The sequence below is a fragment of the Amycolatopsis sp. NPDC089917 genome (assembly GCF_040684635.1).
Lineage (GTDB): Bacteria > Actinomycetota > Actinomycetes > Mycobacteriales > Pseudonocardiaceae > Amycolatopsis.
Genome location: NZ_JBFBGL010000011.1, coordinates 97201 through 118317, shown reverse-complemented (window position 1 = coordinate 118317; position 21117 = coordinate 97201). Strand labels below are relative to the sequence as shown.

Genomic DNA, 21117 nt, shown 5'->3' with positions numbered 1-21117 from the left:
TGTCGGATTTCCGCCAGCCGCGCCCTCGACCTGGTGGCACGATCGACGTCATGACCGAGCAGACCTTGGCCGAACGGGCCGTGTGGCGCGACACCGAACGGTGTTACCGCGCCGTCGCCGCCCGTGATTCCCGGTTCGACGGCCAGTTCATCATGGCCGTCGCCACCACCGGGATCTACTGCCGCCCGTCCTGCCCCGCGTCGACGCCGAAGCAGCAGAACGTCCGCTTCTACCCGACGTCGGCAGCCGCGCAGGCCAACGGCTTCCGCGCCTGCCGCCGCTGCCTCCCCGACGCCGTCCCCGGCTCGCCCGACTGGGACATCCGGGCCGACCTCGCCGCGCGGGCGATGCGGCTCATCTCGGACGGGGCCGTCGAACGCGACGGCGTCCCGGGCCTCGCGCGGCGGCTCGGCTATTCCGAACGCCAGCTCGGGCGCGTCCTCACCGCCGAACTCGGCGCCGGGCCGCTGGCGCTGGCCAGGGCACACCGGGCGCACTCGGCACGGCTGCTGATCGAGATGTCCGGGCTCCCGCTCACCGACGTCGCGTTCGCGGCGGGCTTCTCCAGCGTCCGCCAGTTCAACGAGACGATCCGCGAGGTGTTCGCGACGACGCCTTCACAGCTTCGCGCGGCGAGTCTGCGTCGCGGGCGTCGGAAGGCCGAAGAGACGCCGACCGGGACCCGGCTGAGCCTGCGGCTGCCGTTCCGCAAACCGTTCGACGCGGACGGGGTGCTGAACTTCCTGGCCGACCGGGCCATCCCGGGCGTCGAGCACGTGACGCGAGACGATTCCGGGGTGACCGGCTACGGGCGCACGCTGCGGCTCGCGCACGGCTCGGGCGTGGTGTGGCTGACCGCGAACGACGACCACGTCCGCTGCGACCTGCGCCTCACCGACCTGCGCGACCTGAGCAGCGCGGTGGCGCGGGTGCGGCGGCTGCTCGACCTCGACGCCGACCCCGAGGCGGTCACGAGGGTGCTCGGGGCCGACCCGGCGCTCGCGCCGCTGGTCGAGGCGATCCCGGGCATCCGGGTGCCCGGCGCCGTCGACGGCGACGAGCTCGTGCTGCGCGCGTTGCTGTCCCCCGCCGAGACGGCGTCGCTCGCCGACGCCATCGGCGAACGCGTGCCCAGCTGTGACGAAGCGCTGGAAGGGCTGACCACGCTGTTCCCGACGGCGGCCCAGGTCGCCGAACACGGTCCGGAACGGGTGACCGCGGTGGCCCGCGCGCTGGCGGGCGGGATTTCGGTCCACGTCGGCCGCGATCCCGAGGAACTGCGGGCGGAGCTGCTCGATCTCCCGGGGATCGACCCCCGGACGGCGGATTATGTCCTGATGCGCGTCCTGGGCGCGCCGGACGTCCTGCTGACCGGCGATCCCGCGCTGCGCCGGGGAGCGGCCGCGCTGGGCATCGCCGACGACGAACCGACGCTGGCCGAACGCGGACGGGCCTGGCAGCCCTGGTCCTCGTACGCCGGCATGTACCTGTGGCGCGCTTGAAAGGAAGATGATGAGCATCGCGTATTGGTCCACAATGGACACGAAGATCGGCCCGTTCACCGCCGTCGTGGCGGGTGACGGGGCCGTGCTCGCCTCGGGCTGGACGGGCGACGTCGGCGAACTGACGCCGTTGATCTCGCCGTCGCTGACCCCCGGCGAGGTGAAGCGGCGACGGGACCTGGGCCCGGTGAGCACCGCGATCCGCCGATACCACGACGGCGATCTGGACGCCGTCGCCGACATCGAGGTGCGGCAGCGGTCCGGCGCTTTCCGTGAGCACGCTTGGGAAATCCTGCGGAAGGTGCCCGCGGGCGAGCCGGTGAGCTACGCGGAGTACGCGGCCATGGCGGGGAATCCGTCGGCCGTGCGGGCGGCCGCGTCGGCGTGCGCGAAGAACGCGGCGGCCCTGTTCGTGCCGTGCCACCGGGTGGTGCGGACCGGCGGGGGCGTGGGGAACTTCCGGTGGGGTGTCCCGGCGAAGCAGTGGCTGCTGACCCACGAAGCCGCTTGATCCAGCCCGGCAGGATCAGGAAGCGTGGATCTCCACCGAAGACCCCGTCCGCGCCTTCCTGATCCGCAGCCGGGTCGGGATCCGCTGCCGCAGTTCCTCCACGTGCGAAACCAGCCCGACCACCCGTCCGCCGGCGCGAAGCTCGTCGAGGATGTTCATGACGATGTCGAGCGTCTCGGCGTCCAGCGTGCCGAAGCCTTCGTCGATGAACAGGGTGTCCAGCAGCGCTCCGCCGGTCTCGGCGGCGACGACGTCGGCGAGCCCCAGCGCCAGTGAGAGCGACGCGAGGAAGGACTCACCGCCCGAAAGCGTCTTCGCGGGCCGGACGGTGCCGGAGTAGTCGTCGAGCACGTCGAGACCGAGTCCGCCGCGAGTGCCCCGGGCGCCTGCCGCGTCCGAGTGCACGAAGGAGTAGCGGCCCTGGCTCATCGTCCGCAGGCGCGCGGTCGCCGCGACCGCGACCTCCTCCAGCCTCGCGGCCAGGACGTACGAGCGCAGCGACATCTTCCGCGCGTTCTGCCCGCGTCCGTTGACGACCTCGGCCAGCGCCTTCAGTTCGTTGTACCGCTCCTCCACCGGTGCCAGATCCGCCATCAAGGACGTCATCCGCTCGGCCACTTTCGCCAGGTCGGCGTGCCGCGAAGCAGCCGTCCGCAGCGCCACGAGCGCCTGTTCGGCCTCGCCCCGGGTGTCCCGCGCCGCTTCCTCGGAGGCCGCTACGTCGATCTCGTCCTCCGGCGAGAGGCCGAACAGCTCGGGCTGTGCGAGCTCCTGCCGGGCGGCCTTCTCCATCACCTTCGCGTCGGCGAGGCCTGCCTCGAGTTTCGTGATCTGCTCCTCCGGCCTCGCTGCGGCACGCATCGCGTCGAGATCAGAGAAACCCTTGGCCCGCAACGCTTCCTCGACCAGTTTCGCCTGCTCGTCCCGGCGCTCACGAGCCCCCGCGACACCGAGCCGCGCTTCGGCGAGCGCGTCGAGGCGGGTCGCGAAGCCGAGCAAGTGCCGTCGCTTCGCCCCGACGTCGGCGAACTCGCCGCGTGCGATCTCCAGCCTTCGCGCGCGCTCGGCCAGCCGCTCCGTCAAGCCGCGTGCCTCGGCGGCGACCTCGGCGGCGCGCCGCTCGGCCGCACCGCGCTGTTCGGCCAGCTGCTCGATTTTCTTTTCCAGCTCAAGGAGTCGCTTCTCCAGAACGGGCTTGCGACGCGCCGTTTCCGACAGCGCGCCGCCCAGCTCCCGCGCCTCGCCGAGTTCGGCCCGCAGCGTCTCGGCGGTGCGCTCGCGCAACCGCTCGGCCAGGACCTTCAGCCGCCCTTCGGCTTCCAGCAGCGAAGCCTGCGCCTTCTCGCGTCGCTTGTCGGCCTGCTGCTCGGCGGCTTCGGCGCGACGTTCGTCCTCGGGATCGACGAGACCGCCGGTGTGCGTGGCGGGCGACGGATGCTCGGTCGCCCCGCACACCGGGCAGTCCTCACCCGCGGCCAGTCCGGCGGCGAGTTCGGCCGCCATCCCGTCGAGGCGCCGCTCACGGAGGTCCAAACGATGCTGCCGCGCCTGCTGATGGACGTCGACGGCGTCGCGGACCAGGGCACGCGCCTTTTCGACGGCCTGCTCCGCCCGAGGCGCCTCCTCGGCGTCCCGGACCAGCGCCGTCAAATCTTCGAACCGGGTGCGGACACCTTCGAGTTTCGCCTCGGCTTCGGCGGCCGCGAGCACCTCGGCACGCGACGCCGTAATCTTCTCCGGCGTGGATTCGAGCTCCGCGGCGAAGTCCTCGACCTGCTTCTTCGCCTGCGACGCGGTGGTGTTCAGCTGATCGCGGCGAACGAGATCCCGTTGCTGCTGCTCGCTTTCCGCCACGAGTTCGGCGAGCGCGCCCGCCTCTTCACGCACCCCGCCGGCACGAGTGCGAAGCTCGGCGGCGGAACTGTCCGCCGCGTCAGGCACTTCCTGGGCCCGAACCGCCTCCGTGGCTTCGGCCTCCGCGACCTGGTCCAGCCTGCGTTCGAGAAGATCGGCTTCTGCGGCGACGCCCGCCGCGCGGTGCGCCGCCTCGACCTCTTCCGCCCACTCCGCGCGCTGGTCCGCCTGCTCGGCGATCGCCGAAAGCCGCGTGTACGCGGTGCGCACCCGGCGGATCCGTTCGGCGGTGGACCGGTTCTCCTGCCAAACGGCCTCGGCCTTCTCAGCCGCCGCGCGGGCCTTCGCGTCCCGTTCCTGTGCCTGGCCGACGCGCTCCGCGGACTCGGCGAGCACCGCCTCGACCCACTCGGGCTGTCCCTCTTCGGGCGCTTCCTGCCGGGCGACCTGCGCGAACCGCGCGACCCACTCCCGCAGCGACTGCTGCCTCGTCTGCAGCTCGCGGCCGCGTTCGGCACGCAGATTCGCGAACCAGTTCTCGACATCGGAGAACCGCTCGGTGCCGAACAGCCGCTCCAGCAACTCCTCGCGCTCGGCGGTGTTCGCCCGCAGGAAGCGCGCGAACTCGCCCTGCGGCAGCAGGACCACCTGGAAGAACTGCTCGTGCGTCATGCCGATGAGTCGCTCGACCGTGCGCGCGACCTCGTCGATCCGCGTGATGCCTTCGGCCACGTGCCCGGCGGGCACGGTGCCGACCCAGTTCAGCACCGCCTTCGCCTGCTGGAGGGTCATCCCCTCGCCCCGGCGTTTGGGCCGCTGGTACTCGGGGTTGCGCGCGATCCGCATCCGCTGGCCCTGCACGGTCAGCTCCAGGACGACCTCGGTGACCTGGTCGGGCTCGGCGAGGTCGCAGCGCAGCCGCTTCACCTCGCCGCGAGCGCCGGGGACCGTGCCGAACAGCGCGAACGCGATGGCGTCGAGCAGCGTCGTCTTCCCCGCGCCGGTGTCGCCGTGCAGCAGGAACAGCCCGTCGGCGCCGAGGACGTCGAAGTCCACCACCTCGCGGCCCGCGTACGGGCCGAAAGCGGCGACCTCCAGCCGGTGCAGTCTCATACTTCGCGCTCCCTGCCCGCCGCGCCCAGCGCCGCCAGCACCAGCCGCTCCTCGCTTTCGGACGGCGCGGAACCTCGGCAGTCCTCCAGGAAACCGCGGGTGATCTCGACGTCGGATCGCCCGCGGACGGCTTCGGCGTACTTCAGCGCGGCGCCGTCGTGCCCGCCCTCCGGCTGCCAGTCCATGTGCACGGCGTACGGGAACCGCTCGCGCAGCTTGCGCATGGCGTCGATCGGGCGGACCCGGTCGGTGACCGTGAAGGAGAGGAAATGTTCGGTGAGGCCGTCGTGTTCCGGGTCCGACAACAGCTCGTCCAGCTCTCCTCGGAGCATCGCGAGGTGCCGAGGAACCGGCAGTTCATGACGCCGGACCTCGGCCAGCCCGTCGGCGTCGAGGTCCACCAGCCAGACCGATTTCCGCTGGCGTGTCTCGGAAAACGAGTACGCCAGCGGGCTGCCCGAATAGCGCAGATGCTCGGCGAGGGTCTGCGGGCCGTGCAGATGGCCGAGCGCGACGTAATCGACGCCGTCGAACACCGAACCCGGCACCTGCTCGACGCCGCCGACCGCGATGGTCCGCTCGGATTCGGTCGGCTCGCCGCCGGTGACGAAGGCGTGCGCGAGCACGACCGAGCGCGTTCCGGACGGCCTGGCGGCGAGGTCCTCGCGGATCCGCCGCATCGCCTCGGTGAGGACGCCCGTGTGGCCGCGCGCCTCGGGCACGCCGAGGGCGTGGCGCGCGGGCTCCGGTTCGAGATACGGGATGCCGTAGAGGGCGAGGTCACCGTATTCGTCGGGCAGCAGCACGGGTTCGGCGAGACCGTCGATCGTGGCGCGCAGGTACAGCCCGCCCGCGGCGGCGAACTCGGCGAACGCGCCCAGCCTCGGCGCGGAGTCGTGGTTGCCCGGTGTCATCACCAGTTTCGCGCCGGCCTGGCGGAGCCTGCCCAGCGCGGTGGTGGCCACGCGGACGGCTTCCGCCGAGGGCACCGCGCGGTCGTAGATGTCCCCGGACACGAGCACGACGTCGACCGATTCGGCGACCACGAGGTCGGCGAGGTGGCCGAGCACGGCTTCCTGTTCGGCGAGCAGATCGGCGCCGTGGAAGGTGCGGCCGATATGCCAGTCGGACGTGTGCAGGAGCTTCACGCAGCCCAAGGTAGGGCCGCGCACCGGCCGGGAAGGGGAGGCGCGCCCTTGGCGCCCCTGCGCTTTCCGACACGCCGGGGACCGCGCAGGTCAGATACGGAGCGCGACCGCGCCGTCCGGTTTTTGTCGGTGGGTTCCGCCATGATGTCCCCGACTCGGATCCGGAGGGGAGGTACCGGTGGCGACGGTGATCACCACCGCGGCCGTCGTGCTCGCGTTGCTGCTGCTCGTCGCCGTCGCGTTGCTGTGGCGGCTGTACAACGACGGCATGCGGCGGGCGGACGCGGCGGCGAAACAGGTCGCCGCCGAACGCGCGAAGGCGGATCAGCAGCAGCTGGCGCTACGCCGGTACGAGGTCGCCTTCGCCTCGATCAGCGGCCGCGGTGAACTCGGCGAACAAGTACTCCTGGAGACCGCACGCGCGCTCGGGCTCCGCGAAGAGCTGCACTTCACGCTGCAGACGGACCTGGCGGGCGGCGGCGCGGCGAAACCGGACATGGTGCTGCGGGTCGGCGGCGGGCGGACGGTGCCTGTCGACGCGAAGGCGAGCATGGCCTGCTGGGCCGAAGCGGTCGAGACCGACGACCCCGAAGAACGGCTCGACGCGCTGCGCGTCCACGTGCGCCAGATCCGGTCGCGCGCGGCCGAGCTGGCGGGCAAGGGCTACCAGCGCTGGGCCGACGCGATCTACGGGACGATCATGTTCGTCCCGTCCGACGCGGCGGTGGTGGCCGCGCTGGACACCGACCCGGAACTGCTGCGCTGGATGCTGGACAGGCGGGTCTTCCTCTGCGGGCCGACCGGGTTCGCCGTACTGGCCTCCGCCGCGCTGTTCGCCGCGACCGAGCGCGCCCTGGTCGAGGACGTCGAGCAGGTCCGGGCGGGCGCCGCGGCCGCGCACCGGGCCGCGGGCAACGCGGTCGACGCGCTGAATCTGTCGAGCACCCACCTCCAGCGCTTCATCTCCGCCCGGCGGCGGGAACTGGAAGCGCTCGAGAGTTTCCGGAGCACGGTGTCCCCGCTGACCGACGCGTCGGGCAGCCCCGCACCGGTGCCGTCGATCAGGAAGGCGGACGAACTCCCGGCCTCGTGAGGTGGTGGGAACAGTCCCAACCACCCACGACAGAACGTTCCCCACCTGCGGTTTCCGGAATCAGAGGCTCCGCTTCGGCCCGCGTGACAACCTTGTCGCACCCCCACCCGTAGTACCTCTGGAAAGCCCCCGGGCAGTCCGTCCGGGTGGTCCGGAATGACCACTACCAGGCGATAGAGATACCGCCTGTTGGCGGTTTGTCCTCAGCTTGGATATACGGTGGGGCCTGTGACCGCGATTCGCGATCGCCAGAGCGATCCTGATGCCGACGACGTTCCCGTAACCTGGGACGAGCGTCCGCTCGTTGGCGCCAGGCGCGGGCTGCCCTGGTGGGCCGCCGTCCTGGTGGGCTTCGGGCTCGCCATCCTTGGCGCCTTCATCGACATGATGACGCAGAAGGACCTGGGCCTGCTGTTCAAGATCTGTTACGCGCTCGGCGCGGTGGTCGCCGTGGCGGCCGTCCAGCGCCGCGGGCTGTTCGGCCCGATGGTGCAGCCGCCCTTGGTCCTCGCCGTGACCGTCCCGGGAGTCATCCTCCTGACGTCGGACAACAGCTCGGGCTCCGGCCTGTTCGAGAGAGCCTTCGACATCGCCACGCCGCTGATCCAGGGCTTCCCGACGATGGCCATCACCACCGGCGTCACCTTGGCGATCGGCATCTTCCGGATCTACCGCGAACGCGATCCCGACGCCCCGGTGAAGATCAAGGCGGGCGACAAACCGGAACGCCGTGACGACGCCAAGCCCGTGGCCCGTGCCGCGGCCGCCGCCGCACCGGGCCGTGGCCGTCCTCCGGCGTCCCGGACCGGCCAGACCCCGCCCCCGCCTTCGCGTCGCGGTGGTCCGCGAGAAGGCGCGCCGCCCCGTCGCCGCCCGCCTGTCGACGACGAGCGACGCCCCCGTCGCGACGCCGAGCCCGGCGCCCGCAAGCCTCCGCCTCCCGGACGTCAGCCGCGCCGCCCGCGGCCGGAAGACGGCGATCCCCGTCGCCGCGATCCGCGTGGCGAAAGCGCCCCCGGCGCCCCGCGCCGCCGTCCGCCGCGTGCGGACGACCCGCGCCGCGGAGGGCAGCCGCCGCGCCGCCGCCCGTGGGACGACGAGCGATAGCAAGGGACCTTTGCTCCCACGTAAGCCACTGACCAGCAGAAAGGGCCGCCCGAGGACTTCCCCGGGCAGCCCTTTCTCGTGAAGACAGTCAGGCCTTCGCGGCCTTCCTCAGCTCGTGCGGCAGCGCGAAAGCGATCTTCTCGTTCGCCGTGGTGACCTCGTCGACGTTGCCCCAGCCACGCTCAGCCAGCCACGCCAGCAGGTCCATGACCAGTACCTCCGGCACCGAAGCGCCGCTCGTGACGCCGACGGTCTCGACACCTTCGAGCCACGCTTCGTCGACCTCGTGCGCGAAGTCGACCAGGTGCGACGCGCGCGCCCCCGCCTTCAGCGCGACCTCGACCAGGCGCTTCGAGTTGGACGAGTTCGTCGAGCCGACCACCAGCACCAGGTCGCATTCGGCGGCCATGGCCTTGACCGCGACCTGGCGGTTCGTGGTGGCGTAGCAGATGTCGTCGCTGGGCGGGTCGGCCAAGCCGGGGAACCGGTCCCGCAGCTGATCGACGCGCTCCATGGTCTCGTCCACCGAAAGGGTGGTCTGGGAGAGCCAGATGACCTTCGACGGGTCGCGGATCTCGACCTTGTCGACGTCTTCGGCGGTGTCGACGAGCTGCACCTTGTCGGGAGCCTCGCCGGCGGTGCCTTCAACTTCCTCGTGGCCTTCGTGGCCGATCAGCAGGATGTCGTAATCGTCCTTCGCGAACCGGTTGACTTCCTTGTGCACCTTCGTCACGAGCGGGCAGGTCGCGTCGATGGTCCGCAGATTGCGCTCGGCCGCCTCGGCGTGCACCGCGGGCGAGACGCCGTGCGCGGAGAACACCACCAGCTCGCCTTCCGGCACCTCGGAGGTCTCGTCGACGAAGATCACCCCGCGTTCGCGCAGGGTCTCCACGACGTGCCGGTTGTGCACGATCTCCTTGCGCACGTACACGGGTGCGCCGTAGAGCTCGAGTGCCTTTTCGACGGCGATGACCGCGCGGTCGACACCCGCGCAATAGCCGCGAGGCTTGGCGAGCAGGACACGTTTGCCACCTGCCGGCACACCGGACTCGGTGATCGTCGGACTGCCGGCGGGCGTGATTCCGGGACTCGCAGAACTCATGCCCCCAGGGTACGGGCTGCCCCGGGGGCTCCTCGCACTCACGTTCAGGTGACCAGCGATCCCCTCGAAAGTATGTGCGTGGAGTCACGTCCTGTGAGCCGACACACCCGTTCGGTTGGGCAGGATGGACCAGATACGGCAGGCTAGACGTATGAAGCCTCTCCCGCTCCCCCTCCGGGTCGCCGCGGGCCTCGCCGTCACCACCGCCGAGCGGGTTCGCGAACTTCCCAAGCAGCTCACCGGGCTCCCCGTCACGGTGGTCAGCCAGGTGCTCCAGTTCTCCATGCGCGTCCAGCAGCACGTCACCGAGCTCGCGATCAAGGGCGACGACGCGCTGTCGGGCCTCCGCCCGGTCGAGGACGCCCCGAGCTGGGCCACCTTCGACGAAGATCTCCCGCCGGACCTCGGCGAACGCCGGTACGAACGCGACTCGTGCGTGATCCCGCTGCATGAGGACACCGAAAACCCTGAGGTCCCCGAACCGCGCGCCGAGGTGAACGGTCACCTTCACGACCTCGAAGCGCTCGCCGAAGACCCGTGGGCCGAGGAGGAGCGCGCGCTCGCCGAGGACCACGCCGACGGCGAGTTCGACAGTTCAGCGGCGCCCGTCGACGCGAATCCCGCCGGGCTGGAGGACTACGACACGCTCACCCTGCCGCAACTGCGTGCCCGGCTGCGCCGGTTCGACCTCGCGCAGCTGGAAGAACTGCTGACCTACGAGCGGGCGAACGCCGACAGGCCGTCCTTCGTCGGCATGCTCGCGCGGCGCATCGGGAACGTGAAGAAGGCCGACGGCGACGGCGCGGAAGGCCAGTGAGCGCCGAACCCACCTCCGCGGCGGGTCCGTCCACGTCTGCCGAGAATCCGTGGCCGGTCCGCACGGTCGCGCGCAAGGTCGGCGAGTGGATCAACCGGCTCGGCGTGGTCTGGGTCGAAGGTCAGGTCACGCAGATCTCGGCCCGCCCCGGCACCAATACCGCGTTCCTGACCCTGCGCGACCCGTCGGCGGACGTCTCGATGTCGGTGACCTGCCCGATGGGTCTCCTGCGCACGATCGAACCGCCGCTGCGCGAAGGCGCGAGCGTCGTGGTGCACGCCAAACCGACGTTCTTCATGAACCGCGGTTCGTTCAGCCTGCGTGCCAACGAGATCCGCGCGGTCGGCATCGGCGAGCTGCTCGCGCGGATCGAGCGGCTGCGGCGGCTGCTGGCCGCGGAGGGCCTGTTCGCGCCCGAGCGCAAACGCAAGATCCCGTTCCTGCCCAAGGGAATCGGGCTGATCACCGGCCGCGCGTCCGCCGCCGAACGCGACGTCCTGGTGAACGCGCAGGCCCGCTGGCCGCATGTCGCGTTCAAGGTGATCAACACCGCCGTGCAGGGTTCGCTCGCCGTCCCGCAGATCCTCCAGGCACTGTCCAAACTGGACCGTGACCCGGACGTCGACGTCATCGTGATCGCGCGCGGCGGCGGCAGTGTGGAAGACCTCCTGCCGTTCTCCGACGAGGCGCTGTGCCGCGCCGTCTCCGCGGCCGGGACCCCGGTGGTCAGCGCCATCGGGCACGAGCCCGACACCCCGCTGCTCGACCACGTCGCCGACCTCCGCTGCTCGACGCCGACCGACGCCAGCAAGCGGATCGTGCCCGACGTGCGCGAGGAGACCCAGCGCGTCCGCCAGATGCGCGACCGCGGCCGCCGCGCCCTGCACGGCTGGGTCGACACCCAGGTCCGGCTGCTGACCCAGACGCGCAGCCGCCCCGTGCTCGCGGACCCGCTCGGCCCGATCCAGCGGCGTTCCGACGACGTCGAGATCCACCGCGAACGTGGCCGCCGCGCGATGCTCACCCTGCTCGCCAAGGATCAGGCGGAGATCGCCAGCGCCCGCGCGCGGCTGACCGCGCTCGGTCCGGCGGCGACCCTCGAACGCGGCTACGCGGTGGTGCAGTACACCGACGACGAAGGCAACCTCCAGGTACTCCGGTCCGTCTCCGAGGTCGTGGACGGCGCGAAACTGCGCGTCCGCGTGGTCGACGGCGCGCTCGGCGCCGTCGTGTCGGGTACGCCGGAGGAGGAGCGTTGACGGCGAGTTTCCTGCCTTTGACCGTCGACGCCGCGAGACGGGCCGGCGCGCCCGAAGTGCTGCGCAACGCGCTGCTGACCGAACGCGCCGCCGCCGAATGCTGGACGGTGCTGCTGGCGGGCTGCGAACTCGTCGGCAGACGCGGCCTCGACTCCCAGCTGCGCAAACTCTCCGAAGCGACCGCCGAGCACGTCGGCACCCGATGGTGGTTCGCGGACGGCACCGTGCACCGGAGACGGGTGGCACGGGCCCAGGAGAACCTCGTCGCGGCGATCGCGGAGGGTGACGGCCAGGAGTTCGCTCTCGCCTTCGTGGGTTACGACAACGCCATGGCCGGCGCGGTAGTGTGCGCGGGTATCGGCAAGCACCGACGTCCGGTAGAAGGAAGCACAGCGTGAGCAAACCCGGTGGCGAGACCGCCGAACTCGGCTACGAGCAGGCCCGCGACAGGCTGGTGGAGGTCGTCCGCGAGCTCGAAGCGGGTGGGCTGTCCCTGGAACAGTCGCTGGCCCTGTGGGAGAAGGGCGAGCAGCTGGCGAAGGTCTGCGAACACCACCTCGAAGGCGCCCGTGAGCGCATCGAGGCCGCGCTGTCGTCGGTCGAGGACGAGCCCGGCAACGGTCAGTGACGTTCACCATGCTCCTGAGCCACCGAACCGCCGCGGGTATCTGAGAGACTGGGACCCCGCCGAGTTCCCTGACCCGGGAGGCCGCATGCCCACCCCCACCTCGTCCGCCAGCTCTTCCCGACGCCGTGAAGCGCCCGACCGCAACCTCGCGATGGAACTGGTCCGCGTGACCGAAGCCGCCGCGATGGCCGCGGGCCGCTGGGTGGGGCGCGGGGACAAGATCGGCGGTGACGGCGCCGCGGTGGACGCGATGCGCCAGCTGGTCTCGACCGTGTCGATGCGCGGCGTCGTCGTCATCGGCGAAGGCGAGAAGGACGAAGCCCCGATGCTGTTCAACGGGGAAGAGGTCGGCAACGGCGACGGACCGGACTGCGACGTCGCGGTCGACCCGGTCGACGGGACGACCCTGATGGCCAAGGGCATGCCTAACGCGCTGGCCGTGCTCGCGGTCGCCGAACGCGGCGCGATGTTCGACCCGTCCGCGGTGTTCTACATGGAGAAGCTCGCCGTCGGCCCGGACGCCGCGGGCAAGGTCGACCTGGCCGCCCCGGTCGCGGAGAACATCCGCCGGGTCGCGAAGGCCAAGAACTCCAGCGTCTCCGACGTCACCGTGTGCATCCTCGACAGGCCGCGGCACGAACAGCTGATCAAGGAGGTCCGCGAGGCGGGCGCCCGGATCCGGTTCATCTCCGACGGTGACGTCGCCGGCGCGATCGCCGCGGCCCGGCCGAGCACCGGCGTCGACATGCTGCTCGGCATCGGCGGCACCCCCGAGGGCATCATCGCGGCCTGCGCGATGAAGTGCCTCGGCGGCGAGCTGCAGGGCCGCCTGTGGCCGAAGGACGAGGAGGAGCGCGCGAAGGCGATCGCCGCGGGCCACGACCTCGACCGCGTGCTCGGCAACGACGACCTCGTCCGCGGCGACAACGTGTTCTTCTGCGCCACCGGCGTCACCGACGGCGACCTGCTGCGCGGCGTGCACTACCGCGCGGGCGGCGCGACCACCCAGTCGATCGTGATGCGGTCGAAGTCCGGCACGGTCCGGATGATCGACGGCTACCACCGGCTGACCAAGCTCCGCTCGTACTCGTCCGTCAACTTCGACGGGCACCTCGACGATTCACTGGAAATCGACGTAGTTCCCCCGCTCCCCTAAGGAGAATCCGTGCTCAAGCGCGTGCTCGTGGTCCTGCTCGCGGCGATGGTCTTCACGCCGGTCGGGCAGGCCACGGGCGCGGGCGACCTCGTCGGCGGCAGAGAGGCCGACGAGCCGTATCCGTTCATCGCGTCACTGCATTCGGCCTCCGGCAAGGCTTTCTGCGCCGGGGCGCTGATCGCCGCGAACTGGCTCGTGACGGCGGGGCACTGCGTCGAGGGCAAGAACCCGGCGAACCTGAGCGCGCGGATCGGCAGCAACGACAACACCCAGGGCGGCGAGATCGCGAAACCCGCCGAGGTCGTCGTGAACCCGTCCTACAACCCCGATCCCGAGCACGCGGGCGGCGATGTCGCCCTGGTGCGGCTGGCCGCGCCGGTGAAGACGGCGCCGGTCACGCTCGGCGCGGCCGTGGCGCCGGGTACGCCGACCCGGCTGCTCGGCTGGGGCCAGACGTGCCCGACCTCGGGCTGCGGCAAGGGCCCGGCGAAGCTCCAGCAACTCGACACGAAGATCGTCGAGGGCGTGCGCTGCACCGCGAAGTTCGACGGCGCCGTCGAACTGTGCACCGACAACCCCGGCGGGAAATCGGGCTCGTGCTATGGCGATTCCGGCGGGCCGGAGATCGCCAAAGTGGACGAGAAGTGGGTGCTGCTGGGCACGATCAGCCGCCCGGGCAACGCCGACCCGGTGTGCGCGACTTCGCCGTCGATCGCGACTTCGGTGGTGGCCTACGCGCAGTGGATCGAGGAGAAGATCGCGCCTCCGGCCTGACGCGCTATTCGGCGTTGCTCGAATGCCCGGGGAACAGATGCGCGTCCGGATCCAGCATGACCGCGATGTTGTTGACCGCCGTCGCCGCTTCCCCGAACCCGGTCGCGATCAGCTTCACCTTCCCCGGATACGCCGCGACGTCGCCCGCCGCGTAGACCCGGTCCCGCGGCGTCGCCATGGTCGAATCGACGGCGATCGCGCGGTGGTCGATCTGGAGGCCCCAGCTTTCGATCGGCCCGAGATCCGCGGTGAACCCGAGCGCGGCGACCACCGTGTCGGCCTTCAGCATTTCGGGCTCGGCGCCCTTGATCCGGATCTCGACCTCCGCCAGCGCGCCGTCGCTGTCGAGGAACCGGGTGACCTCGGCGTCGGTGACGATCCGCACGCCGAGTTCCCTCGCCTGCCGCACGATCGACTCGGCCGCGCGGAACTTCGCGCGCCGGTGCACGAGGGTGACGCTCGCGGCGACCGGATGCAGGGCGAGCACCCAGTCGAACGCCGAGTCCCCGCCGCCGACGACGACCACGTGCTGCCCGGCGTGCGCCCGCAACGCGGGCACGAAATGGACCATGCCGCGGCCGAGCCAGCCGTCGCCGGCGGGCAGCGGACGCGGGGTGAACTCGCCGATCCCGGCGGTGATCAGCACCGCGCCGGCGCGCAGGACCTGACCGCCGTCGAGCGTGATGGTGACACCGTCTTCGACACTTTCGAGTTTCTCGGCCTTGCGCCCGAGCAGATACGCGGGTTTCCACGGCGCGGCCTGGTCGAGCAGGCCCTGCACCAGATCGCGGCCGCGGACCTCGGCGAACCCGCCGACGTCGTAGATCATCTTTTCGGGGTACATCGCGGTGACCTGTCCGCCTGCCTCCGGCAGTGAATCCACGACGGCCATCGAAAGACCGCGGAATCCCGCGTAGTAGGCGGCGAAAAGACCCGTCGGACCGGCCCCGATGATGACGAGGTCGTACGACGTTTCCCCAGCGGACTCGCTCATTCGGCACTCTCCCGGACGGTGGTGGGGGGCGTGATCGAGAACACATTCGATCCTAGCCCTCGCGTGCCGAAAGACACGGAGCGCGCCGGGAGCCGCTGCGCGAGACTTGAGGTATGGCTGAACAGGAATTCCGGATCGAACACGACACCATGGGCGAGGTGCGCGTCCCCGTCGACGCCCTCTACCGCGCGCAGACGCAGCGCGCCGTCGAGAACTTCCCGATCTCCGGCCGGGGCCTGGAGCGCACCCAGATCCGCGCGCTCGGCCTGCTGAAGGCCGCCGCCGCGCGGGTCAACGCGAAGCTCGGCGTGCTGGACGCCGACGTCGCCGAGGCCATCGCGAAGGCCGCCGACGAGGTCGCCGAGGGCAAGCACGACGCGCATTTCCCGATCGACGTGTTCCAGACCGGTTCCGGGACCTCGTCGAACATGAACGCCAACGAGGTCATCGCGACGCTCGCGTCGAAAGCGCTGGGCCGCGACGTGCACCCGAACGACCACGTCAACGCTTCGCAGTCCTCGAACGACACCTTCCCGACGACGATCCACGTCGCCGCGACGGAAGCCGTGCTGTCCGACGTGATCCCGGCCCTGGAGTACCTGGCCGCCGCCATCGAGACGCGGGCGGGCGAATGGGCGGACATCGTGAAATCCGGCCGCACGCACCTGATGGACGCCGTGCCGATCACCTTCGGCCAGGAGGCGGGCGCGTGGGCGTCGCAGGTCCGGTTCGGGGTCGAGCGGCTGAAATCGGGCCTGCCGCGGCTCGGCGAACTGCCGATCGGCGGGACCGCGGTCGGCTCCGGGCTGAACGCGCCCGAAGGTTTCGGCGCGGCCGTTTCGCGGGAGCTGGCCTCGGTGACCGGGCTCCCGCTGACCGAGGCGCGTGACCACTTCGAGGCGCAGGCGACGCAGGACAGCGTCGTCGAGACGTCCGGGCATCTGCGCACGGTCGCGGTGTCGCTGAACAAGATCGCGAACGACCTGCGCTGGCTGGGCTCCGGTCCGCGCACCGGGCTCGCCGAACTGGCTCTGCCGGACCTGCAGCCGGGTTCGTCGATCATGCCGGGCAAGGTGAACCCGGTGATCCCGGAGGCGACGCTGCAGGTGGTCGCCCAGGTGATCGGGAACGACGCGGCGGTCGCCTTCGCGGGCGCGGCGGGCAATTTCCAGCTCAACGTGAACCTGCCGGTGATCGCGCGCAACGTGCTCGAATCCGCGCGGCTGCTCGCGGCGGTGTCGCGGCTGCTGGCGGACAAGGTGTTCGCGGGCGTGACGGTGAACGCCGACCGCGCGCGCGAGTACGCCGAGGGTTCGCCGTCGATCGTGACGCCGCTGAACAAGTACATCGGCTACGAAGAGGCCGCGGCCATCGCGAAGCTGGCCCTCAAGGAGCTGAAGACGATCCGGGAGGTCGTGATCGAACGCGGTCACGTCGCGAACGGCAAGCTCACCGAAGCCCAGCTGGACGAAGCCCTCGACGTGCTCCGCATGGCACGCGGAGGCCGCTAAGCGCCGAGAGCGACCACGGCCGTGTGGAGCGGTGAGGCGAGCGAAGCCGCGAGCCCACCCGAAGGCGGCTTCTCGGTGAACAGGTGCAGCCACGTCAGCACCGGGCCGAGCAGGATCGCGTGCACGAGAGCCGGATCGGGCCGTCGCGAGAGTTCCCCTCTCGCGACGGCCCTTTCCAGCATCAGGACCAGGTATTCGCGTTCACGCCCGAGGAAGACCTCGCCGAACCGCTTTTCCAGCACCGGATCCGCCCGGACGTCGGCGAGCAGCGACGGCAGCGCCTGCCGCAGCTCCACACTGTCCAAAGAGGACTGGATTACTTCGAGAACCGCGGCCACGTCACCCCGCAGCGTTCCGGTGTCCTCCGGCGGGTCGAGGTCGACAGGGTGGATCACCGCGGCGAACACGAGTTCCGCCTTCGACCGCCATCGCCGGTACACCGCGGCCTTGCCGACGCCCGCCCGCGCCGCGACCGCGTCGATCGTGCAGCGCTGGTAACCGGCTTCGGTCAGCGACGCCCGCACGGCCTCGCGGACCGCGTCGTCGATTCCTTCTTCTCTCGGCCTGCCTCTCGCCATGGAGTCAGTTTACGAGACTGACAGTTCCGTATATCGTCCGGGTATGACCTGGACCAGGATCTCCCGCGCGACCCTCCCCTGCCCGCCGTCCGCGCTCTGGCCGTCGCTGGCCGACGTCACCCGGTGGCCCGGCTGGGATCCCGACCTCACCGGCGCCGAACCGCACGGCCCCGCGGCGGTGGGGACGACCGGTTTCCTCGTGCCGTCCGGGGCCGTGCGCGGGCGCGTGCACTCACGGGTCGCCGAGCCGTTCACGATCACGTCCCTGGTCCAGGACCGCGAGATCGCCATCCGCCAGCCGATTCCGCTCGGCGCCATGGATCTCGCGCTGCGGCTGAGCGCGGTCGGCGGCGGGACGGAGTTCGTCCAGGAGATCACGGTCACCGGGCCGCTGCGCGCGGTCATGGTCGCGGTCATCGGCGGCGACGTCGTCAAGCACTTCGACGTCAAATGCGCCCGCCTCACCGAGCTCGCGACGGCGCAGGCCGAGCACGACGCCTGAGGACACCAGCGCGACCCCGATCAGCTGGGAGAACCGGAAATCCTGCATGCCCAGCAGGAGCGAGACGACCAGCCCGGAGACCGGCATCAGCCCGACCAGGACCCCGGCCCGATCCGCGCCCAGCACCGAAACCGCCGAATACCAAAGTAGAAACGCGATCGCGGTGACGACGACCGTCAGATAGCCGAGCGCGATCAGTTCACGCCCGTCCGGCCACCCCCAGGCGCCGGACGGGTCGGCGACCGTGCCGACCACCGCGCCACCGGCGCCCGCGGCACAACAACTCCAGGTCGCGGTCGCCAGCGGACCGAGCCTCTCGAGTACGCCGACGGCGAGCAAGGTGAACAGCGCTTCGCACACCATCGCCAGCGCCGCGAGCACCAGCCCCTGCCAGCGCGCGGCCCCGCCGCCGGACAGCACCGCGATCCCGAGCCCGGCGAGCACCGCCCCGGCCACCGGCGCCCACGACGGCCGCTTTCCCCTGGCCAGCGGACCGGCGAGGGCGAGCACCAGCGGCGTGCCGCCGAGGAAGGCGGCGACCACACCCGGTTCGGCGTAGCGCTGCGCGAACAGCAGGCATGCCTGGAACCCGATCATCCCGGTCGCCGCGATGGCGATCAACGCCGGCCAGTCGCGCCGGCCCGGTCGTGGCATCGGCTGTCCGCGCAGCCGCGCCCACGCGAGAAGGAGCGCTCCCGCCAGCGCGTAGCGAAGCGCCTGGCCAGTGATCACCGGGTAGTCGTCGAGCATTCCCGTCACCGGCACCGACGCCCCGACGATCAGCACCCCCAGCACGCCGAGCGTCACGCCTCTTCGTTCGCTGTCCATGCCTCCACGATGTCGGCGATTTGGCCCTGAGCACAGAGCCAGAACCACCCTCCCCGACTGGACCATAAGCCACCGGAAGTCCGTGAAGGACTCCTTGAGGGACTCTGGGTCCCTCAAGGAGTCCTTCACGGAACAGCGGCTCCACGGCCAGCCGGACCCGTGCCTGGTCTCAGCAGGACCAGGCACGGCCAAGCGGGCTCCGGGATACTCGTCGACATGACCGAGACGGCCGAACTGGGCGACTTCCTCAAGGCACGCAGGGCCGCGCTGGATCCGGCCGACCTCGGCCTCCCGACCGGCTTCAACCAGCGGCGGGTCGCCGGGTTGCGGCGCGAGGAGCTCGCGCAGCTGGCCGGGATCAGCGTCGACTACTACACGCGGCTGGAACAGGGCCGGGCGCGCAACGTGTCCGATTCCGTCCTCGAATCGCTGAGCCGGGCACTGCGGCTGCACCGTGACGAGGAGACGTACCTGCGCAATCTGGCCGCCCCGAAACGCAAACGCGTCGCGCGGCCGCGGGCGCAGCGGGTCCGGCCGGAACTCCAGCAGATGCTGAACGCGATCCAGTCGCCTGCGTTCGTCTTCGGCCGCTATCTGGACGTGCTGGCCTGGAACCCGCTCGGCGGCGCGCTGTCCTTCGACTTCGGGACCAGGCCTCCCGGCGAGCGCAACATCCCGAAGATGTTCTTCCTCGACGAGCACGCCCGCGAGTTGCACCCGGAATGGGAAACCGTGGCGAAGGAGGTCGTGGCGAACCTCCGCGCCGAGAGCGGGAAGTACCCGGACGACCCGTACCTCGCCCAGCTCGTCGGCGAGCTCTCCCTCGGCAGCGAGGAGTTCCGGAAGCTGTGGGCGAAGCACGCCGTGCGCGAAAAGGCGCACTCGTGGAAGGCGATGATCAACCCGATCGTGGGTGAGCTGCGGCTGCGCTACGAGACGCTGCGGCTGCCCGACGATCCGGACCAGGCCCTGGTGATCTACACCGCCGAACCCGGCTCCGACAGCGAGCGGGCGCTCGGCCTGCTCGCCAGCTGGGTCGCCGATCCCGCGCACGCCTGAACCCGTTCGGCGGGAAACTGTCGGTCCCCGGGTCCATGATGGACCCCATGTTGCTCACCGCGGTGGTGACCGCGTCGGCCGAACTGGCCGCCACGAGGTCCAGGAAGGCGAAGATCGCCACCCTGGCCGCGCTGCTGCGTGCCGCGGACGAGCCGGAGCTTCCCGCGGTCGTCGCGTTCCTCACCGGGCAGCCGACGCAGGGCCGCATCGGCACCGGCTGGCGGACGCTGGCCGAGCTGAACGCGGCCCCGGCCGCCGAGCCGTCGTTGACCGTCGCCGAGGTCGACACGGCGCTCGGCACGGTGGGGGCGGCGTCCGGTCCGGGGTCGGTGAAGCTGCGCGCGGACACGCTGCGGGCGTTGTTCACCAGGATGACGAAGGACGAGCAGGAGTTCCTGTTCCGGCTGCTCACCGGCGAGCTGCGGCAGGGCGCGCTCGAAGGGATCATGCTGGACGCCGTCGCGGCGGCGGCCGAGATCCCGGCCGAGGAGGTCCGGCGGGCGTTCATGCTGTCCGGGCAGCTGCCGGTGACGGGTCTCGCGGCGATGACCGGCGGCCGGGAGCGGCTGGCGGAGTTCAAGCTGGCCTTGGGCAGGCCGATCCGGCCGATGCTGGCGTCCCCGGCGGAGTCGCTGGAAGAGGCGGTCACCGAGCACGCCGAGGCGCTGGTCGAGTACAAAATGGACGGTGCGCGGATCCAGGTCCACCGCGACGGCGAAGAAGTGCACGTCTACACCCGGACGCTGCGGGAGATCACCGGCAGTGTCGGCGAACTGGTCGACCTCGTGCGCTCACTGCCGTGCACGTCCGTGGTGCTCGACGGGGAGACGCTCGCCCTGACCGACGACGGCAGGCCGAGGCCGTTCCAAGAGACGATGAGCCGGTTCGGCAGCACGCGTGAGGAGCAGGTCAAGGCGCTGCTGCTGCGGCCGTATTTCTTCGACTGCCTGCACCTCGACGGTACCGACCTGCTGGACGCGCCGCTGTCCGAACGGAACGCCGCGCTGCGGAAGGTCGCCGGAGAGCACGTCATCCCCGGTGAGATCACGCCGTCGTCCGCCGCCGAAGTGCTGGAAGCGGCGATGGCCGCCGGGCACGAGGGCGTGATGGTCAAGGACCTCGCGTCGACGTACGCGGCGGGCCGTCGCGGGCGCGCGTGGCTCAAGGTGAAACCGGTGCACACGATCGACCTGATCGTGCTCGCCGCGGAATGGGGGCACGGCAGGCGCACCGGCACGCTGTCGAACCTGCATCTCGGCGCGCGCGACCCCGACGGCGGACCGCCGATCATGGTCGGCAAGACGTTCAAGGGCATGACGGACGAGCTGTTGTCCTGGCAGACGAAGACGTTCCAGGAGATCGAGACCCATCGCACGGACTGGGCGGTGCACGTCCGTCCGGAGATCGTCGTCGAAATCGAACTCGACGGGGCCCAGGTGAGCACGCGATATCCGGGCGGGCTCGCGCTGCGCTTCGCGCGGGTCGTGCGCTACCGGCCGGACAAAGAGGCCGCGGACGCCGACACCATCGACACCGTCCGCGGTCTCTTGAAGCCCTAGCGCCTTTCGTCCTCTGAATGCG

The 21117-nt window shown here is 70.9% G+C and carries 19 protein-coding genes and 1 pseudogene; 14 read left to right on the top strand and 6 right to left on the bottom strand.

Annotated features, from left to right (window positions below; genetic code table 11):
- Window positions 1-50: 50 nt before the first annotated feature.
- Window positions 51-1502, top strand: coding sequence for an AlkA N-terminal domain-containing protein (locus AB0N89_RS11190; protein WP_364203139.1), 1452 nt, complete (start codon window positions 51-53; stop codon window positions 1500-1502).
- A 10-nt stretch (window positions 1503-1512) separates the two neighbouring features.
- Entirely contained in the window at window positions 1513-2013 is a 501-nt protein-coding gene (locus tag AB0N89_RS11185; protein WP_364203136.1) for a methylated-DNA--[protein]-cysteine S-methyltransferase, read from the top strand.
- A gap of 15 nt (window positions 2014-2028) precedes the next feature.
- Here AB0N89_RS11185 and AB0N89_RS11180 read toward each other — a convergent pair whose 3' ends face one another.
- Both AB0N89_RS11180 and AB0N89_RS11175 read right to left on the bottom strand, forming a co-directional pair.
- The gene (locus AB0N89_RS11180) at window positions 2029-4980 is read right to left on the bottom strand and encodes an SMC family ATPase (protein ID WP_364203133.1); all 2952 of its coding nucleotides are present in this window, start codon (window positions 4978-4980) and stop codon (window positions 2029-2031) included.
- Window positions 4977-6128: an exonuclease SbcCD subunit D gene (locus AB0N89_RS11175; RefSeq protein ID WP_364203130.1), complete on the bottom strand. Its 1152-nt coding sequence runs from the start codon at window positions 6126-6128 to the stop codon at window positions 4977-4979. The genes AB0N89_RS11180 and AB0N89_RS11175 overlap by 4 nt, the downstream gene beginning before the upstream one ends.
- Before the next feature lie 178 nt (window positions 6129-6306).
- Between AB0N89_RS11175 and rmuC the strand changes: the two genes are divergently transcribed.
- Together rmuC and AB0N89_RS11165 are read left to right on the top strand one after the other, a co-directional pair.
- Window positions 6307-7221, top strand: coding sequence for a DNA recombination protein RmuC (gene rmuC / locus AB0N89_RS11170; RefSeq protein WP_364203127.1), 915 nt, complete (start codon window positions 6307-6309; stop codon window positions 7219-7221).
- A 228-nt stretch (window positions 7222-7449) separates the two neighbouring features.
- Window positions 7450-8328 carry a DUF6542 domain-containing protein gene (locus AB0N89_RS11165; RefSeq protein ID WP_364203124.1) on the top strand — a complete coding sequence of 293 codons (879 nt, stop codon included), beginning with the start codon at window positions 7450-7452 and terminating at the stop codon, window positions 8326-8328.
- An 88-nt stretch (window positions 8329-8416) separates the two neighbouring features.
- Here AB0N89_RS11165 and AB0N89_RS11160 read toward each other — a convergent pair whose 3' ends face one another.
- Window positions 8417-9430, bottom strand: a complete 1014-nt coding sequence (locus AB0N89_RS11160; RefSeq protein WP_364203122.1) for a 4-hydroxy-3-methylbut-2-enyl diphosphate reductase — start codon at window positions 9428-9430, stop codon at window positions 8417-8419.
- Window positions 9431-9581: 151 nt separating this feature from the next.
- On the opposite strand from AB0N89_RS11160, the gene AB0N89_RS11155 reads away from it, so the two are divergent.
- From AB0N89_RS11155 to AB0N89_RS11130, 6 genes are all read left to right on the top strand, one after another.
- Window positions 9582-10247, top strand: a complete 666-nt coding sequence (locus AB0N89_RS11155; RefSeq protein WP_364203119.1) for a lipid droplet-associated protein — start codon at window positions 9582-9584, stop codon at window positions 10245-10247.
- On the top strand, window positions 10244-11506 hold the full coding sequence (xseA, locus tag AB0N89_RS11150; RefSeq protein ID WP_364203117.1) for an exodeoxyribonuclease VII large subunit: 1263 nt from the start codon (window positions 10244-10246) through the stop codon (window positions 11504-11506). Before AB0N89_RS11155 ends, xseA begins: the two co-directional genes overlap by 4 nt.
- Window positions 11503-11904, top strand: coding sequence for a hypothetical protein (locus AB0N89_RS11145; RefSeq protein ID WP_364203114.1), 402 nt, complete (start codon window positions 11503-11505; stop codon window positions 11902-11904). Before xseA ends, AB0N89_RS11145 begins: the two co-directional genes overlap by 4 nt.
- Window positions 11901-12134 (top strand): exodeoxyribonuclease VII small subunit, encoded by a 234-nt coding sequence (locus AB0N89_RS11140; protein WP_184895456.1) that lies wholly within the window; start codon window positions 11901-11903, stop codon window positions 12132-12134. Before AB0N89_RS11145 ends, AB0N89_RS11140 begins: the two co-directional genes overlap by 4 nt.
- 85 nt (window positions 12135-12219) lie before the next feature.
- The gene (gene glpX / locus AB0N89_RS11135) at window positions 12220-13290 is read left to right on the top strand and encodes a class II fructose-bisphosphatase (RefSeq protein WP_364203110.1); all 1071 of its coding nucleotides are present in this window, start codon (window positions 12220-12222) and stop codon (window positions 13288-13290) included.
- Between the two features lie 9 nt (window positions 13291-13299).
- On the top strand, window positions 13300-14064 hold the full coding sequence (locus tag AB0N89_RS11130) for a serine protease (protein WP_364203107.1): 765 nt from the start codon (window positions 13300-13302) through the stop codon (window positions 14062-14064).
- 4 nt (window positions 14065-14068) lie between these two features.
- Here AB0N89_RS11130 and AB0N89_RS11125 read toward each other — a convergent pair whose 3' ends face one another.
- A complete protein-coding gene (locus tag AB0N89_RS11125; protein WP_364203104.1) occupies window positions 14069-15058 on the bottom strand; it encodes an NAD(P)/FAD-dependent oxidoreductase in 990 nt (329 codons plus the stop codon).
- A 113-nt stretch (window positions 15059-15171) separates the two neighbouring features.
- On the opposite strand from AB0N89_RS11125, the gene AB0N89_RS11120 reads away from it, so the two are divergent.
- Entirely contained in the window at window positions 15172-16569 is a 1398-nt protein-coding gene (locus AB0N89_RS11120) for a class II fumarate hydratase (RefSeq protein ID WP_364203102.1), read from the top strand.
- Here the strand turns inward: AB0N89_RS11120 and AB0N89_RS11115 are convergent.
- Complete coding sequence (locus tag AB0N89_RS11115) at window positions 16566-17147, bottom strand: TetR/AcrR family transcriptional regulator (RefSeq protein WP_364203100.1); 582 nt, start codon at window positions 17145-17147, stop codon at window positions 16566-16568. The genes AB0N89_RS11120 and AB0N89_RS11115 overlap by 4 nt on opposite strands.
- Here AB0N89_RS11115 and AB0N89_RS11110 point away from each other — a divergent pair.
- The gene (locus AB0N89_RS11110) at window positions 17146-17649 is read left to right on the top strand and encodes an SRPBCC family protein (protein ID WP_364203098.1); all 504 of its coding nucleotides are present in this window, start codon (window positions 17146-17148) and stop codon (window positions 17647-17649) included. The genes AB0N89_RS11115 and AB0N89_RS11110 overlap by 2 nt on opposite strands.
- On the opposite strand, the pseudogene AB0N89_RS11105 reads toward AB0N89_RS11110, so the two are convergent.
- Window positions 17647-18477: pseudogene (locus AB0N89_RS11105) on the bottom strand (DMT family transporter); the annotation flags it as partial. The gene AB0N89_RS11110 and the pseudogene AB0N89_RS11105 sit on opposite strands and share 3 nt — an antisense overlap.
- A 216-nt stretch (window positions 18478-18693) precedes the next feature.
- Here AB0N89_RS11105 and AB0N89_RS11100 point away from each other — a divergent pair.
- Both AB0N89_RS11100 and AB0N89_RS11095 read left to right on the top strand, forming a co-directional pair.
- Complete coding sequence (locus tag AB0N89_RS11100) at window positions 18694-19536, top strand: helix-turn-helix transcriptional regulator (protein WP_364203095.1); 843 nt, start codon at window positions 18694-18696, stop codon at window positions 19534-19536.
- Between the two features lie 47 nt (window positions 19537-19583).
- Window positions 19584-21095, top strand: a complete 1512-nt coding sequence (locus AB0N89_RS11095) for an ATP-dependent DNA ligase (RefSeq protein WP_364203093.1) — start codon at window positions 19584-19586, stop codon at window positions 21093-21095.
- Window positions 21096-21117: the final 22 nt, after the last annotated feature.

Excerpts from the sequence above, each read along its gene's own strand:
- AB0N89_RS11190 (WP_364203139.1), top strand. The coding sequence starts at position 51 with ATGACCGAGCAGACCTTGGCCGAACGGGCCGTGTGGCGCGACACCGAA.
- AB0N89_RS11185 (WP_364203136.1), top strand. The coding sequence starts at position 1,513 with ATGAGCATCGCGTATTGGTCCACAATGGACACGAAGATCGGCCCGTTC.
- AB0N89_RS11180 (WP_364203133.1), bottom strand. The coding sequence starts at position 4,980 with ATGAGACTGCACCGGCTGGAGGTCGCCGCTTTCGGCCCGTACGCGGGC.
- AB0N89_RS11160 (WP_364203122.1), bottom strand. The coding sequence starts at position 9,430 with ATGAGTTCTGCGAGTCCCGGAATCACGCCCGCCGGCAGTCCGACGATC.
- AB0N89_RS11155 (WP_364203119.1), top strand. The coding sequence starts at position 9,582 with ATGAAGCCTCTCCCGCTCCCCCTCCGGGTCGCCGCGGGCCTCGCCGTC.
- glpX (WP_364203110.1), top strand. The coding sequence starts at position 12,220 with ATGCCCACCCCCACCTCGTCCGCCAGCTCTTCCCGACGCCGTGAAGCG.
- AB0N89_RS11125 (WP_364203104.1), bottom strand. The coding sequence starts at position 15,058 with ATGAGCGAGTCCGCTGGGGAAACGTCGTACGACCTCGTCATCATCGGG.
- AB0N89_RS11120 (WP_364203102.1), top strand. The coding sequence starts at position 15,172 with ATGGCTGAACAGGAATTCCGGATCGAACACGACACCATGGGCGAGGTG.
- AB0N89_RS11110 (WP_364203098.1), top strand. The coding sequence starts at position 17,146 with ATGGAGTCAGTTTACGAGACTGACAGTTCCGTATATCGTCCGGGTATG.
- AB0N89_RS11115 (WP_364203100.1), bottom strand. The coding sequence starts at position 17,147 with ATGGCGAGAGGCAGGCCGAGAGAAGAAGGAATCGACGACGCGGTCCGC.
- AB0N89_RS11100 (WP_364203095.1), top strand. The coding sequence starts at position 18,694 with ATGACCGAGACGGCCGAACTGGGCGACTTCCTCAAGGCACGCAGGGCC.
- AB0N89_RS11095 (WP_364203093.1), top strand. The coding sequence starts at position 19,584 with ATGTTGCTCACCGCGGTGGTGACCGCGTCGGCCGAACTGGCCGCCACG.